The organism is Listeria cossartiae subsp. cossartiae (assembly GCF_014224155.1).
Taxonomy (GTDB): domain Bacteria; phylum Bacillota; class Bacilli; order Lactobacillales; family Listeriaceae; genus Listeria; species Listeria cossartiae.
Map to the genome: position 1 here is coordinate 1,019,244 of NZ_JAASUI010000001.1, position 16,282 is coordinate 1,035,525.

Genomic DNA, 16,282 nt, shown 5'->3' on the forward strand with positions numbered 1-16,282 from the left:
AAATATGCAAGGATTCTTTTTTTTGATATAATGACAAAGAATAAGAGGAGGGATACGCATGGCAGAAAAAATGAATGTAGAAAGTTTTAATTTAGATCATACGAAAGTAAAAGCACCTTTTGTAAGACTTGCGGGAACCAAAGTAGGCATCAACGGAGATGAGATTTACAAATACGATGTTCGCTTTAAACAACCGAATAAAGAACACATGGAAATGCCGGCGCTGCACTCTTTAGAGCATTTGATGGCAGAACTTGCAAGAAATCATACCGATAAATTAGTCGACATTAGTCCGATGGGATGCCAAACAGGATTTTATGTGTCATTGATAAATCATAGTGACTACGATGATGTTCTAGAAATCATCGCCACAACATTAACAGATGTTACCCAAGCAACAGAAGTTCCAGCATGCAATGAAGTTCAATGCGGGTGGGCAGCAAGCCACAGTTTAGAAGGCGCACAAGCACTTGCAGCAGAATTTCTTGCTAAAAGAAGTGAATGGAAAAATGTATTTAGCGAATAAGAAAAAGCATCTAGCCCTTAAATTTGGCGCTAGATGCTTTTTTTGTATACTCAATAATGAAAGCGCGTTCTCAGTAAAAGACACATTTCTGACACATTTGGTGATATTTTAGTAGTACGAAGAATACTGCTGAAACACCGCTTATACAGTGGTTTTGCTTATTTATAATCATTATTAATTGATTATGGGATTAATTCGCCTTAAAATGTTCACAATTTGTCCATTGGTATATACCGAAATCGGGTATATAATTTAAATCATTAAGGCAAGCGATTAGCTGTCTTAAAGGCTTTCAATGACAATCATTCTAATTTAAGAGAGGAACAACATAAGATGTCAATAAAATCCAAAATTATAAAAATCGGAGTTTGTAGTGTGATGGTACTTGTGCCACTTTCCCAAACTTCTTTTCCGAGTTTTGCTGCTGAGGAAATAGGAATGGACACAGGACAAAATATTGTTAACATTCCTGATCCAGTATTAAAAACTGAATTGAATAGTGTCCTGCGCCAAGCAAGCACAGCTGATATTACAGAAGCCCAAATGGCGACTATTACGGGTCTTAGTTTGGACGGTAATATTACGGATTTAACTGGACTTGAATTTGCGAAAAACTTAAATACGTTAAACATATTCGATATACCTACAAGTAGCTATGCAGTATTAACGCAACTAAGTAGCCTAAATCGTTTGGTTATGAGCGGTTCCAATATAACGTCAAGTTCTATACCAGATTTAAATAGCTTAACAACCTTGGAAAATTTGAGTATAAATAATGCAAGCTTAGACAATAACATTTACGCTAAAATTAATAATATTCCCAATCTAGGTCTCCTAAATTTGTCAGGTAATAAGAATATTACTACTGTTTCCGGGCTACAAGGTTTAACTAAACTGACTACTTTAATTGTGGAAGATTGCCGGATTGCGGATTATAGAGGGGTAGAGAAAATCCCTGGACTAAGATCTTTCGGTGGCGGAAAACAATTATTTGAAGCGCAAGAAACTACAGAAGTTAAGAGTAATACACTTAACTATGATGCAAAAGCGCAAACAATGTTTATTCCTTTTAGCTTGTTGACACCAAGTTCTTTAACCAATTTTGATGGTTCCAAAATAAATCCTTCCAACAAGCTTTATGAGTATGAAGTGACTTTAAGTACTGGTGCTGTTATTGAAAGTAAGATGACTGCTTCAGCTGAGGGGATTACTATTAATGGTGTAGCTCCTGCTGATTTTGACAAGATTGAGAACTTTACTGTATCAGCCTTATTTGATGCTAGAAAAGCCACGGTACCTGCTAACATAGCAGCTAGCTTCTATGGCATAAGCAATTCTAAAGTTATAGGGAAATTTACCGTTGATCATTCAGTCAATATTACAGCGGAAGATAATATCTCGTATATCGCGGGAGAAACAATAACGCCAGAAAAATTCTTGACGGACATTAAAGCAAATGCCAATGGTTCGACTATTACAAGTGACGTTGCCGAAAAAGTCGATTTTTCGAAAGCTGGAACGTATACTGTAACGCTTAACGCAGAAAATTCAACCGGCGTGAAGAGCGAACCAATGCAAGTAACCGTAACAATTATTGAAAAAACAGCCATCACAGCTGATCCAGAAGTAACGTATGAAATTGATACTGCAAAAACAGAAGCAGAATTCTTGGCTGACATTAAAGCTGCGACCAATGATCAAACAGCTATTACAAGTGATTTTGCCACTGTAGTAGACTTCGCTAAAGCTGGCGAATATACCGTAACATTAAATGCTGAATCAGAGGCACAAAAAGCAGATCCCATTACTGTGAAAGTAAAAATCAGTGAAAAACCAGTCGACCCAGTGGACCCAACACCAGATCCAGACCCGACACCAGATCCTGATCCAACGCCGGATCCAACACCGGATCCAACACCGGATCCAACACCAACACCAGCTGATCCGGATCCAACACCAGATCCAAAACCAACATCACCAGCTAATTCTGGTCAATCTGGTAGCTTAGCAAAAAAATCAGTGAAATCTAAAGTATCTGCCTCAGCTCAAGCGTCTATCAATACGATAAAACTACCAAAAACAGGTGATTCGTTACCAGCAACAGGGGTAGTAGTAGGATTCTTAGTCTTAGGATTAGGCGTTATGATTGCGCGTAAAAAATAAGTCAAAAATAGAAACTGATAAATAAAATTTTTCTGTGATGGGTTAATAGGCAGTCTATACCTATATTAAAAGCAGATTGCGAAAGCATTGTTTCATGAGCTGTCACAATTTCTTCATTTTTTATGAATATTGTAGAAAAGTTTGAAATGCTACTGAAATAGGAGTTTTTTAGCGATCTGCACCTGTTAAACTAGCTTTAATGATTTTAAAAACAATCAAAATGTCACAAAACGTTCACGGAATAGTGGTTGGAATTTAAAGTCTTGAGAGATATAATTTAGTGAGTTGATTGGGACTAGCGGTTTCAAAGACTTTTCATAGCAAGTAACTTGATAATAGAGAGGAACAACACAAGATGTCAATAAAATCTAAAATTATGAAAATAGGAGTTTGTAGTGTGATGGTACTTATACCTCTTTCTCAAACTTCTCTACCCAGTTTTGCTGAGGAACAAGTAGGATTAAAAGCAAGTCAAGATATTGTGAACATTCCAGATGCAGCTTTAAAAGAACTACTAAACACTTCAATATTTGACAAAGCCCCTACAGCTGATATTACGGAAGCTCAAATGGCCGGTATTACGGCTATAAGTTTACAAGGTAATATAACAGACTTAACAGGCCTAGAATATGCAATTAACTTGGAAGGAATAGATGTAGGCAACATTAATGTGAATAATTTTAATGTCTTAGCGAGTTTCCCTAAGTTGAAGATTTTAACGTTTAATGATAGGGATATCACTACAAACATGTTACCCAATTTAAATGGGCTAACTAATTTAAATTCACTTAGAATAGAAGACGCTAAACTCGATAATACCTTTTATGCTAAAATTAATAATTTACCCAATTTAGAATTCCTTAGTTTACCAAAAAATCCTGGAATCACTAGTTTCAGCGAGCTTCAAAGTTTGACGAGTCTTAAAAGTTTAAACTTAGAAAATTGCCGAGTGTCTGATTTTAGAGGTATAGAAAATTTTCCTAATCTTACTGATTTCAGGGCTAATGCACAATATATACCAACAGAGGTATTGGAAATTAAGAGTAGTAAGTTGAAATATAATGCTAAAGCTCAAACAATGTTTGTTCCATTTAACATAATGACACCGCCCTATGTAACCAATTATGATGGTTCGACAGTTAATCCTATGTATAAAGTAGCCGCATATAGAGTAGTATTTAATGATGTGGATATTCCTTATGATAGATTAACAGGGATGCCTGATGGTATAATTGTAGCAGATGTGACTCCAGCTGAGTTTGACCAGATTGAAAGGTTAACTTTTTGGACAGCATTTGATAAGACGCAAGTAGTAAAACCACCTAACTTTGCAGCAGGAACATACGAAATTGGCGGGGCAGGTATGCAAGACTTTACTGTTGATCATTCTGTAAGTATTACCTCAGAAGAGAAGGTATCTTATATCGCTGGTGAAACAGTAACGCCAGAAAAATTCCTAACAGATCTTAATGCAGATGCAAATGGCGCGACAGTTACTAGTGATGTAGCAGAAAAAGTTGATTTTACGAAACCTGGTACGTACACAGTAACATTAAATGCTGAAAACTCAGTAGGTGTGAAAGCAGAGCCGACTCAAGTTACAGTGACTATTATTGAAAAAACAGTTATCGCAGCTGATCCAGAAGTAACATATGGTTTAGATGCATCGAAAACAGAAGCAGATTTCTTAGCAGACATTAAAGCAACAACAAATGATGAAACACCGATTACTAGTGATTTCGCTACTGCAGTAGATTTGACAAAAGTAGGCGAGTATACGGTAACATTAAAAGCTGAATCAGACGTACAAAAAGCAGATCCGCTTACCGTAAAAGTAAAAGTGACTGAAAAAGCACCAGATCCAATACCAGATCCAGATCCAACACCGGATCCAGACCCAACGCCGGATCCAGATCCAACACCAGATCCAGATCCGACACCAGACCCAACTGAGGAACCTACCCAATCTGATGATTCAACAGATAAACCAGCAGATCCGGTAGTATCAATCTCAGCACAAGCAACGAATACAATTAAATTACCAAAAACAGGTGATTCCTTGCCAGCAACTGGCGTAGTAGTTGGATTCTTAGTCTTAGGATTAGGTGTTATGATTGCTCGTAAAAAATAAATAAACAAAAAAAACTATTCGTTTCCGATGAGGGACGGATAGTTTTTTTGTGCTTATAAGAGATATGAATCTATCTTGACAAATTTCCGACAAATTATATTGCTTTTTTTCATATATAAACTTACTCGCTAAAACTCGCGCAAAAGCTGATGTTATGAGATTAAAAGTCCTACCTAGGTACTAAAATTCATATTTTCAGCTATTTTTGTACACAATTTATCTATTGGTATTAGGCAGAAAGGGAACTATAATTACAACCATAAAGTTCCTTTTGAAAAGATTACTAATCTTTTCTAAGTTTAATTTAATAGAGTGGAGAGGGTAATGACTTATGTCAATGAAAACAAAATTAGTAAAAATTGGAGTATGTTGTGCAATAATCATCGTTCCAGTTTCGCAAACTACTATGCCGGTTTTTGCAGCAGAGCAGACGGGCTTAAAAGCAAGTCAAGATAATGTAAATATTCCTGATGCTGTGTTGAAACAGTATTTAAATAGTCTTCTTGGACAAGCAAGTACAGCGAATATTACAGAAGCGCAGATGGATTCATTAACAAGTATTTCTTTAATCAAACTAAATATTAGTGATTTAACGGGTCTTGAATATGCTCATAATGTAAAAGATTTAAAAATAGACTCCATTCATGCATCGAATTACAATCAAATAGCTGGTCTAAACAAACTAGAGAAATTAATAATAATGGGAACAGATGTCACCTCAGATAAAATTCCAGATTTAAGTCAGCTCACTAATTTAACATACGTCGATTTCTCGCATAGTGCGCATGACGATACAATTTTAACTAAATTAAATGTATTGCCTAAAGTTTCGTATATAAATCTTGATAGCAATGGGGCAATAACGGATATTATGCCGCTAAAAAGTATGCCTGAACTTAAAACGTTATACGTGCAATTCTGTGGCATTCATGATTACCGCGGAATAGAAGATTTTCCTAAATTAACGCAACTATACGCATATGGACAGAACATTGGAGCGAAAAAACTAATTAACTCTGAAATCAAGAGTAGTGTGTTAACGTATAATGCGGACAATCAAACATTATACATTCCATTTACAATCATGACAGAACGAACAGTAAACTATGATGGTTATGTGCCAGATTTTCTGAAGTCTATCTCTAGTAGCAATACTTACTTTACAATGAACGAACAAGAAATAAATGGCGACCGACTGACTATTACAAGTGATGGTCTAACAGTGAGCAATGTGAGTAAAACAGATTTCGATAATCTTGAAAAAATGGAATTCAACGCGCGAATTGACTTAGCTTACGACACATATAATTCCCCGGACCAATTTAAAAATGGCGGTAGTTACACTATTTCAGGTCCAGTCTATGATCATTATTTTACTGTAGATCATTCTTTGAATATTACAGCTGACAGCGAAAAAACGTATGTAGAAAATAAAGCAGTTACAGAAGCAGCGTTTTTAGCAGATATTCATGCACAATCAGATGATGGTTCGGCGGTTACGAGTGATTTTGCTGAGAAAGTAGATTTCACTACACCTGGAACATACACAGTTACTTTACAATCAGAAAATAATGCTGGATTAAAGGCAGATCCAGTGCAAGTAAATGTAACAATTAAAGCAGCAACAACTATTACGGCTGATAATAGCATTACTTACAAAACCGATACAACAAAAACAGAAGCCGAATTTTTAAAAGATATTCAAGCGCAAACGAATGATGGGACAACGATTACGAGCGATTTTGCAACAGTGGTAGATTTTTCTAAACCAGGAAAATATGTCGTTACGCTAAACGCTGAAAATGATTTGCAAAAAGGAGCACCAGTTCAAGTGACGGTTGTTGTGGAAGAGGAAACACCAGTACCAGATCCGACACCAACTCCGACACCAGACCCAACTCCAAGTCCATCTCCAGATCCGACACCAAATCCAGTGGATGCTGCACCAAGTGTCGATGACCCAGCAAGGCCAATTCCTAGCATCCCGTTGCTAACAGTGAAGGAAAAGAAAGAAACGAAAACAGAAACAAATGTAAAAACAGCAGCAAGCACAAACTCATTACCAAAAACAGGTGATTCTTTACCTGTAGCAGGAGTTACTGTTGGCGCTTTATTGATTGGACTAAGTTGGATAGTTTCTAGAAGAAAATAAAAAAGCTATCCGCCCATAAAGGGCGGATAGTTATTTTTTCATTACATTCATTAGCATCGCGACATAAGCTTGAGCACCGGTTTTAGTTAAATGGACACCATCAGGAGCGAAGTACTGTGTTTGGCCACTCGATTGTGAGTACCAATCAACGACAGTTACATTCGGTCTGGAATCAGCATTGGCAATACTTTTGTTTACATCAGCTTGCCAACCACGAGGAACGCGTGTATTTACTAAATAAATGGTAGCTTTATCAAATTGATCTAATAAACTATCTAATTGATCTGCTGTGAAAGGACCGTTTGTACCAAGTTCGAGAATAACCGAGCTGCTTTCGGTATTAAATTTCTTATAGCCAGTAGCAGTTGTAATGGCATCTCGCAATTGTCGGCCAACAAGTCCGTCAATCGTTACATTTGGAACAGCTTCTTTTAAGTATGGTTCAATATCAAGCATTACCGAATCGCCAATTGCCACTGTTTGGGTAATTGTTGGTGTTGGAGCGACAGATTTGTCTTTATTATCTGGCTCCTGCGTTTCGTCTTGGCCGCTAGCTTTTTCTGTATCTGTATCTTTGGAAGCTTCTTTTTCTTTTGCAGCTTTATCTTCCGTTTCTTTTTCTGTGTCTTTCTTCGTATCATCAGTCGTAGAAGTCGTTGTTTTAACGGAAGTCTGTTGTTTTTCTGCGTTGGTATTCACAGAAACGACATTACTCATACCAAGCGCAAAAACTGCCAAAACAGCAACAAGACCAGCAAGGCTTAACCATTTGCCAACAGGCTTATTCTTCCAGACAAAGTAGTTTTTATCTTTGAATCCTTTGAAATAGCTGATGAAACCATTTTTACGGATAGGTGTTTCGATAAAGCGAAACGATAATTCAGCGATAATAAATGTGGCAGCAACTTGTAGGATAGCTCGCCAAATATTGGGTTGTGTAAGTTCAACAACTGGTGTCGTTAACGTAATAATTGGATAGTGCCATAAGTAAATGCCGTAAGAACGTGTCCCAATCCATCGAAGCGGTTTGAAACTGAAAATTTTGCTTAGATAGGAAGCGGGGTGAGAAATAGTGGCAATCATGATCACGCCAAGAATTGCAACGAATAACAAGCCACCACGATATAGAAACGGTTGGTATTCACTGACAAAGGCTGTAAACAAGATAAAACCAAGAATACTAATTGTTCCTGCAATATTTAGAACGGCTTTACTTTTCTTTGGAACGACAGGGCTTAGACGAGTGAATGGCCAAACAAATGCAAGTGCGCAACCTGCCAGCAAATCAAACGCTCTAGTATCAGTACCATAATAGACGCGGCTTGGATCCGTTCCTGGAACATACAAAATTGTCATCCAAATCGCAGAAAGAAGACCAAGTCCGATAACGATTTTTAAGAGTAGCTTCGGATTTTTGACCCATTTGAGAAAAACGAGTAAAAAAGCGGGCCAAATCATATAAAATTGTTCTTCAATGGCAAGTGACCATAAGTTTTTAAGTGGTGATGGAAGTCCAAATGAATCAAAATAAGATACATCGTGGAAAATAAACCACCAGTTACTAACATAAAAGAATGAAGCAATTGCATCACCGCGCAAGTTTTTTAAAATTTCCGGATGGAAGAAAACTGCATAGATGACAACGACTACAATCATTACATAGACAGCAGGAATGAGTCGCCGGAAACGTCTAATCCAAAATTGTTTTAATTGAAGTGATTGTGTTTTTTCCCATTGTGTTAATAAAATGTTCGTAATTAAATAACCAGATAAGACGAAAAATATGTCTACGCCGATGAATCCACCTTTTGCCCAGCTGAAATTCAAGTGGTAGGCGATTACAGCAATAACTGCGAGTGCTCGAAGTCCATCAATACTCGGAACATATTTTCTACTGTAGCGAGTAGTCCTTTTCAAAATAACATCTCCTATTTGTGATAAATAAATATGTGTGTAAACCTAGACAGAGATAGTAAAGAGATCTGTTTTTAGCTACATACTATAATACCATACATAAAACAAGAAGTAATTTAAAATGCTGAATTAATTGATAGTTTTTTTAAATTTGAGTATATTTACTTATTTTTGTTATAGTAAACATAAGTAAATAGTTTGGGGGGAAGCATTTTGACAGAAATATTTGCCCATCGAGGCAGTAGTGGTACGCATCCAGAAAATACATTGCCGGCTATGAAGGCGGCGATTTTAGCAGGAGCAGACGGAATTGAACTAGATGTCCATGTACTTAAAAGTGGCGAACTAATCGTGATGCACGATGAAAGTGTTGATAGAACGACTAATGGAACTGGTTTGTTAAAAGATTATACACATTATGAAGTGAAAAAATTGGTCATTGGTAAACAATTTTTCCGCAAGATTCGCGTTCCTACGTTGGAAGAAGTGTTTAAATTGGTCAACGGCACTGGGGTTATGCTCAACATTGAATTGAAAACAGACGTCTTTGAATATGAAGGGATTGAACGAAAAGTACTGAAGTTAGCTAGTCGGTTTCCCGCGGTAAAATGTATGTATTCTTCTTTTAATCCAGATACACTTATTCGTTTGAGAGAATTATCGCGCACGGAAAAATTAGCGCTAATAACACATGAGAATTTGGATCAGGTATTATCATTACACGAAAAAATTCAACTAGATGCCGTACACCCACCAATGAAAACTGCGAACAATCCGGTTCTTAAGCAAATCGCTGCACGTTATTGGACAGTTAACAAAGAAGAGGATATAACTCGCTTTTTAGAGCTAGATGCGAAAGGGATAATGACAGATTTTCCTGAAAAAGCAGTAGCGCTAAGAAATAAGAAATAGTCCTATGAGCAAAACGCTTTCATTATAAAACGTTAAAAGGTATAATCATAGTAAGTTAATAAATATTATTGTCTGAGATTCGGAGAGACTGCAAAAGGCGAGCGCAATCGTCTTACTTTGCAGTCTCTTTTTTTGTTTTTAAAAACTTAAAGCGTTTCAGTTAGATTGAAAAGTGGAAAAGTAATCAAGAAGGCATAATTCAGATGGTAAACAATTTGAAGGGGGCAACTAAAATGGTACAATTATTTTCAGCATTTGACAGAGAAACAATCGAGAGAAATTTGCAAGAAGAAAAGTTTGATTTAGTTATCATCGGTGGCGGAATTACAGGAGCAGGAATCGCTTTAGATGCAACTTCCAGAGGCATGAGTGTTGCACTTGTTGAAATGGGTGACTTTGCTAGCGGGACATCAAGTCGTTCCACCAAATTAGTCCACGGTGGCTTGAGATATTTACAACAATTTGAAATTAAAGAAGTGGCAGATTTGGGGAAAGAACGTGCAATCGTCTATGAAAATGGACCGCACGTAACGACTCCTGAATGGATGATGCTCCCATTCCATAAAGGCGGAAACATGGGAAAAACAACCGCATCATTTGGTATTCGTTTATATGATTACTTAGCAGGTGTAAAGAAAAATGAACGACGCAAAATCTTAAGCGCTAAGGAAACATTAGCAAAAAATCCTTTCGTTAAAAAAGATGGCTTAAAAGGTTCGGGTTACTATGTCGAATACCGTACGGATGATGCACGTCTAACAATCGAAGTAATGAAAAAAGCAGTGGAACTAGGTGCAAATGCAATTAACTATACGAAAGCGGAGCACTTTTTATACGACGATAACAAACAAGTAGTTGGCGTAACTGTAACCGACCGTCTATCTGGCAAAGCTTACGATATCAAAGGGCACCGGGTTATCAATGCTGCTGGTCCTTGGGTAGATAAAGTGAGAAAACTAGATTATGCCACAAACAATAAACATCTGCGCTTAACAAAAGGAATTCATTTAGTTATCGATAAACAAAAATTCCCGATGGAACAAGCCGTATACTTTGATACACCAGATGGCCGCATGGTCTTTGCGATCCCGCGTGATAAAAAAGTCTATGTAGGGACAACAGATACCGTATACGATGAAGCGGTAATCAATCCAAAAGCGCTAGAATCCGACCATAATTATGTCATTAAAGCGATAAATTATATGTTCCCAGATGTTCATATTACTGAAAAAGATATCGAATCAAGCTGGGCCGGCGTTCGTCCACTTATTTACGAAGAAGGCAAAGACCCATCCGAAATTTCCCGTAAAGATGAAGTATGGTTTTCCGAAAGTGGCTTAATTACAATGGCTGGCGGTAAACTTACTGGTTACAGAAAAATGGCTGAGAAATTATTAGACGATGTTTCCAAATCGCTTGCAAAAGAAACTGGTAAAAAATACAAACCAGTCCAAACCAAACATTTACCAATTTCTGGAGGAGATATCGGCGGCTCCGAACATTTAGAAGCTTTCCTTTCCAAAAAAGCGAAAGAAGGGAACAATCGCTTTGGTTGGACGCTAGAAGAAGGTCGCGAAATAGCTAAACGCTTCGGTAGCAATATCGATCAATTATTTACGTACGCGCAAGAACACAAAGACCAACACGAAACTACATTACCAAACAGCTTGTATGCCGAACTTCGCTACTCAATCCAGCACGAAGCAGTGACAACACCAATCGATTTCTTACTACGCCGCACCGGATATTTACTATTCGATATGCCGTACTTGCTAGAATGGAAAGATGCGGTTGTCGACGAAATGGCCAAACAATTCCACTGGAGCGATGACGTAAAACAAACTTATATCGAAGAATTAAATATCCAAATTAACGACGCTAGAGAACCAGCTGATTGGCACGATAGATAACAGTAATCGAAAAAGAGCGCACATCTTTCAAAGATTTGCGCTTTTTTTATGAAAAAAATCATTTTCGCTATTTTCAAGAAACCTTTTTCATGGTACATTGATTACAGGCGAAAAGGAGGTTTTTTTTTGAGCAAGATTCCTGTCATCGTCATCGTTGGCCCAACTGCTGTCGGCAAGACAAGTTTAAGTATTGAACTAGCGAAAAAGTTGAATGGAGAAATCATTAGTGGTGACTCGATGCAAGTTTATCGCGGCTTAGATATTGGTACCGCAAAAATCACACCAGAAGAGATGGATGGCGTCAAACATTATCTCATTGATGTGACAGATCCTTCTGTGCCTTTTACCGCAGCAAAATTCCAATCAGAAACGCAAAAGTGCATAGAGGAGATACACCATGCAGGCAAAATGCCGATTATTGTTGGTGGAACCGGCCTTTATATCCAATCCGTTTTTTATGATTATGGTTTTGGGAACGCAAGCGAAGATAAGACTTACCGAGCGGAATTAGAGCCCTTAGACAAAACGGTTTTATGGCAAATGCTCGAACAACAAGATCCAGAAAGTGCGGCACAAATTCATGAAAACAATAAGCGCCGAGTGATTAGGGCATTAGAAGTAATGCATCTAACAGGAAAACCTTTCTCGGAATATCAAGTTCATAACGAACTAAATGCTACCTATAAACCGCTTTTCCTAGGACTTGATTTAGATAGAGAGCTACTTTATGAGCGCATTAATCAACGTGTAGATCTCATGTTTGAACAAGGTTTAGTATCAGAAGCAAAAAAACTATATGATCAAAATTTAGTTGATGTTCCAGCGATTCGCGGCATCGGCTACAAAGAGCTCTTTCCTTATTTTGAAGGGAATAGTACACTAGAAGAAGCAAAAGAATTGATTCAAAAAAACTCGCGGCATTTCGCGAAAAGGCAGTTAACATGGTTTAGGAATAGAATGGATATCGACTGGATTCCCGCGGGTGTTAAGGAAACGGAAACCGAAGCAATGGATAAAGTCAGCGTTTTTTTACGAGCTAAATGATGCTTTTCTGTTTGGTAGTTAGAAATAAAGGGTATTTGAAATTAGCCAACCAATTGCACAATGGAACTTCATTGGGGTTTGGGAAATTTTTTAGTATAAGATAGAGATTGGAGAGGGAAATTATGAAACAAGGTGGACAAGGTTTACAGGACTATTACTTAAATCAATTGCGTAAGGAGAAAATTCTTGCAACCGTATTTTTAACAAACGGCTTTCAATTAAGAGGACGCGTTGTAAGTTTTGACAATTTTACCGTGCTACTAGATGTCGAAGGAAAACAACAACTTGTATTTAAACACGCAATTTCAACTTTCTCCCCGCAAAAGAATGTCGCTTTAAATCCTGATGCGGAATAAGTACTTTACTTGAAAGACAGGGAACTCGCTTTTTTGCGATGTTTCATGTCTTTTTTTTATGTGCAAAATATGCTACGATTAGTCTTGTCTGAAAAAGGGAGAAATGCTTGTGGAACGTGAAAAAATAATACTTGTAGGTGTCATTTTACCAAATAAAACAGAAGAAGCGTTTTGGAATTCCATAAATGAATTGCATAGCTTAGCAAAAACCGCAAACGGCGAAGTGGTCGATGAATTAATTCAAAAGCTAGAACGTGTAAACCAAGCGTCATTCATTGGTTCTGGGAAACTAGACGAACTTGCTGCATTAGTGGAAATGCATGAGGCAGATGTCGTTATATTCAATAGCGAGCTCAGTGCTACGCAAGTGCGAAATATTTCAGGAGCAGTTGAAGCGCGAATTATCGACCGAACCCAATTAATTCTGGATATTTTTGCCATGCGAGCAAAATCCAAAGAAGGCAAATTGCAAGTCGCCTACGCGCAGTATAAATACCTTTTGCCAAGACTTAGTGGGCAAGGTATCTCGCTATCAAAACTCGGTGGAGGTATCGGATCAAGAGGTCCAGGTGAATCAAAATTAGAAATGGATAAGCGTCACATTCGTGAAAAAATGCATGATATCAAAGCGCAACTAACGCATGTAGAACAGCATCGTAAACGAATTATTGAACGCAGAAACACGCAATCCGTTTTTCGTTTTGGTTTAATTGGTTATACGAATGCGGGAAAATCAACAATCTTCAACCGCCTAACGAATGAATCAACTTTACAAGAAGATAAACTATTTGCAACACTGGATCCGACAACGCGGAAAATCCGCTTTTCTGGCGGTTTTCAAGCACTTTTAACCGATACAGTAGGTTTTATTCAAGATTTACCAACAACGCTCATCGCTGCATTTCGTTCTACTTTAGAAGAAACGGCAAATGTCGATGTATTGATTCATGTTGTCGATGCTTCAAATACGGATTACTTACAACACGAAACAACTGTTATTTCGTTGCTAGAGGAACTAGAAATGAATCACCTACCAACATTAGTTATTTACAATAAAATGGATCAGGCGCCAGCTACTTTTGTGCCAGACCAACCAGAACATTTGCTGATTTCGGCGTTAGATTCATTGGCACCAGAAATGATCAAGCAACGAATGATCGAATTAATCGAAAAAAATTGGATGTTTTTCACGCTGGAACTTTCAGAAGAAAAAGGAAAAGAGTTAGCACAAATCAAACAACAGGCTTGGGTAACAAAACTTGAATATATCGAATCGAAACAATGTTACTATGTAGAGGGATATAAGCCGAGAAAGGAGTCCGGTAATGACTGATATACAAATAATCAGAAAAAAAGTCGAAGCACAAATTGCCGACTTACAATATAAAACAGACGAAATTGCGGAATTTAATCAAGCGAAAGTATTGGACGCTTTTCAAGAAAATAAAGTAAGTGATTTTCATTTCCACCCATCGACGGGCTATGGTTATGATGATGAAGGCAGAGATACTTTAGAGCGCGTTTATGCAAGTGTGTTTAAAACAGAAGCAGCTCTTGTACGGCCGCAAATTATTTCAGGTACACACGCGATTTCTACGGTATTATTTGGGATTCTTCGCCCGAAAGACGAATTACTCTATATTACAGGGCAACCATACGATACATTAGAAGAAATTGTTGGCATGCGAAACCAAGGCCAAGGTTCTTTGAAAGATTTCCATATCGGCTATAATTCCGTGCCGTTACAAGCAAATGGAGATGTGGATTTCCCTGCTGTGGCTGCAAAAATGACACCGAATACGAGAATGATTGGGATTCAGCGTTCCCGCGGATATGCCGATAGACCCTCCTTTACAATCGAAAAAATAAAAGAAATGATTAGTTTCGTCAAAAAAATCAATCCTGAAGTAGTCGTTTTTGTTGATAATTGTTACGGAGAATTTGCGGAATATTTGGAGCCCACTGAAGTTGGCGCTGACATTATCGCGGGTTCTTTAATCAAAAATCCTGGTGGCGGTTTAGCGAAAACGGGTGGCTACATTGCTGGAACAGAAGCATTGGTTGATTTATGCGGTTACCGTTTGACTACTCCGGGGATAGGTAGAGAAGCAGGCGCATCGCTTTATAGTTTATTAGAAATGTATCAAGGTTTCTTTTTAGCGCCACATGTCACTGCCCAAGCAATCAAGGGAGCACGTTTCACAGCAGCTATGTTGGCTGAATTTGGCGTGGAAGCTGATCCGGTTTGGGACGCACCACGAACAGATTTAATCCAAAGCGTTTCCTTCCATGATAAAGAGAAAATGGTCGCTTTTGCTCAAGATATCCAAGCAGCTTCCCCAGTAAATGCCCACGTTTTACCAATCGGCGCTTATATGCCGGGTTACGAAGATGACGTGATAATGGCAGCTGGAACATTTATTCAAGGTGCGAGCTTGGAACTAACAGCAGATGGTCCAATTAGAGAGCCTTATCAACTCTATGTGCAAGGCGGACTTACTTACGAACACATCAAAATCGCAGTCACTCGAGCGATTCAAAAAACATTATAAAGAAGTAACATCAATATTCAAAAAATAATTTAAATTTTTTTACCGTGCTTTCATTAGTCACGGTTTTTTTATGTTCAAAAGCTTGAGGCAGAAGGGATTCGCTCTTGTGTTAGATTATCTTACATAAATTTGACAAAACATCTGACGTACATTATAATGCAACTATCATCAAAAAAATAATTACGTTTTGAGGGGGAATTGTCGTGAGTGAAAAGGAAATCCGGAGATCGATGCCGCTGTTTCCAATTGGGCCTGTGATGAAGCTAACCGATCTCACCGCTAGACAAATTCGCTACTATGAAGACCAAGGATTAATCCATCCGGCACGCAATCAAGGAAATCACCGTTTGTACTCACTTCAAGACATTGATGTTCTGCTAGAGATAAAAGATTATTTGAATGATGGTCTGAATATTGCGGGAATTAAGAAAATGTATCAAATGCAGCAAAAAGAATCCAAAGAACCTTTAACAGATGATGATGTCCGCAAAATACTTAGAAAAGAAATGCAGCAAGCCGGTCGCTTCGTAAAGCAAGATGCGACAGGGAAACAACAATTACCAAGGTTTTAAAAAGACAAGAAGAGGTATTTACTTTATTTAGAAGTTAATATAATTAGATT

General features: G+C 37.8%; 12 protein-coding genes. 11 read left to right on the forward strand and 1 reads right to left on the reverse strand.

Features of this window, described 5'->3' with window-relative positions; genetic code table 11:
* The first annotated feature begins 58 nt into the window (after positions 1–58).
* The 4 genes from HCJ30_RS05270 to HCJ30_RS05285 all read left to right on the forward strand — a co-directional run bounded on the left by HCJ30_RS05270 (position 59) and on the right by HCJ30_RS05285 (position 6,972).
* Complete coding sequence (locus HCJ30_RS05270) at positions 59–526, forward strand: S-ribosylhomocysteine lyase (RefSeq protein ID WP_185391249.1); 468 nt, start codon at positions 59–61, stop codon at positions 524–526.
* Positions 527–859: 333 nt separating this feature from the next.
* On the forward strand, positions 860–2,689 hold the full coding sequence (locus tag HCJ30_RS05275; protein ID WP_185391250.1) for a LapB repeat-containing protein: 1,830 nt from the start codon (positions 860–862) through the stop codon (positions 2,687–2,689).
* 355 nt (positions 2,690–3,044) lie between these two features.
* Complete coding sequence (locus HCJ30_RS05280; protein ID WP_185391251.1) at positions 3,045–4,820, forward strand: LapB repeat-containing protein; 1,776 nt, start codon at positions 3,045–3,047, stop codon at positions 4,818–4,820.
* Positions 4,821–5,151: 331 nt separating this feature from the next.
* On the forward strand, positions 5,152–6,972 hold the full coding sequence (locus HCJ30_RS05285; protein ID WP_185391252.1) for a LapB repeat-containing protein: 1,821 nt from the start codon (positions 5,152–5,154) through the stop codon (positions 6,970–6,972).
* Between the two features lie 30 nt (positions 6,973–7,002).
* On the opposite strand, the gene HCJ30_RS05290 is transcribed toward HCJ30_RS05285, so the two are convergent.
* Positions 7,003–8,889: an acyltransferase family protein gene (locus HCJ30_RS05290; protein WP_185391253.1), complete on the reverse strand. Its 1,887-nt coding sequence runs from the start codon at positions 8,887–8,889 to the stop codon at positions 7,003–7,005.
* Between the two features lie 210 nt (positions 8,890–9,099).
* Here HCJ30_RS05290 and HCJ30_RS05295 point away from each other — a divergent pair, with 210 nt between their 5' ends.
* The 7 genes from HCJ30_RS05295 (at position 9,100) to HCJ30_RS05325 (ending at position 16,232) form a co-directional block, all read left to right on the forward strand.
* The gene (locus HCJ30_RS05295) at positions 9,100–9,798 is read left to right on the forward strand and encodes a glycerophosphodiester phosphodiesterase (RefSeq protein WP_185391254.1); all 699 of its coding nucleotides are present in this window, start codon (positions 9,100–9,102) and stop codon (positions 9,796–9,798) included.
* Positions 9,799–10,031: 233 nt separating this feature from the next.
* The gene (locus tag HCJ30_RS05300) at positions 10,032–11,708 is read left to right on the forward strand and encodes a glycerol-3-phosphate dehydrogenase/oxidase (protein WP_185391255.1); all 1,677 of its coding nucleotides are present in this window, start codon (positions 10,032–10,034) and stop codon (positions 11,706–11,708) included.
* A 126-nt stretch (positions 11,709–11,834) separates the two neighbouring features.
* Complete coding sequence (miaA, locus tag HCJ30_RS05305; RefSeq protein WP_185391256.1) at positions 11,835–12,752, forward strand: tRNA (adenosine(37)-N6)-dimethylallyltransferase MiaA; 918 nt, start codon at positions 11,835–11,837, stop codon at positions 12,750–12,752.
* Positions 12,753–12,874: 122 nt separating this feature from the next.
* Entirely contained in the window at positions 12,875–13,108 is a 234-nt protein-coding gene (hfq, locus tag HCJ30_RS05310; RefSeq protein ID WP_003719566.1) for an RNA chaperone Hfq, read from the forward strand.
* A gap of 109 nt (positions 13,109–13,217) precedes the next feature.
* Entirely contained in the window at positions 13,218–14,441 is a 1,224-nt protein-coding gene (gene hflX / locus HCJ30_RS05315; protein WP_185391257.1) for a GTPase HflX, read from the forward strand.
* Positions 14,434–15,660, forward strand: a complete 1,227-nt coding sequence (locus HCJ30_RS05320; RefSeq protein WP_185391258.1) for a methionine gamma-lyase family protein — start codon at positions 14,434–14,436, stop codon at positions 15,658–15,660. The genes hflX and HCJ30_RS05320 overlap by 8 nt, the downstream gene beginning before the upstream one ends.
* 203 nt (positions 15,661–15,863) lie before the next feature.
* Positions 15,864–16,232 carry a MerR family transcriptional regulator gene (locus HCJ30_RS05325; RefSeq protein WP_003719570.1) on the forward strand — a complete coding sequence of 123 codons (369 nt, stop codon included), beginning with the start codon at positions 15,864–15,866 and terminating at the stop codon, positions 16,230–16,232.
* Positions 16,233–16,282 lie beyond the last annotated feature (50 nt).

Bases quoted from the DNA above. Each gene is read 5' to 3' on its own strand.
- hfq (WP_003719566.1), top strand. From the start codon at position 12,875: ATGAAACAAGGTGGACAAGGTTTACAGGACTATTACTTAAATCAATTG.
- HCJ30_RS05285 (WP_185391252.1), top strand. From the start codon at position 5,152: ATGTCAATGAAAACAAAATTAGTAAAAATTGGAGTATGTTGTGCAATA.
- HCJ30_RS05270 (WP_185391249.1), top strand. From the start codon at position 59: ATGGCAGAAAAAATGAATGTAGAAAGTTTTAATTTAGATCATACGAAA.
- HCJ30_RS05300 (WP_185391255.1), top strand. From the start codon at position 10,032: ATGGTACAATTATTTTCAGCATTTGACAGAGAAACAATCGAGAGAAAT.
- HCJ30_RS05275 (WP_185391250.1), top strand. From the start codon at position 860: ATGTCAATAAAATCCAAAATTATAAAAATCGGAGTTTGTAGTGTGATG.
- HCJ30_RS05320 (WP_185391258.1), top strand. From the start codon at position 14,434: ATGACTGATATACAAATAATCAGAAAAAAAGTCGAAGCACAAATTGCC.
- HCJ30_RS05280 (WP_185391251.1), top strand. From the start codon at position 3,045: ATGTCAATAAAATCTAAAATTATGAAAATAGGAGTTTGTAGTGTGATG.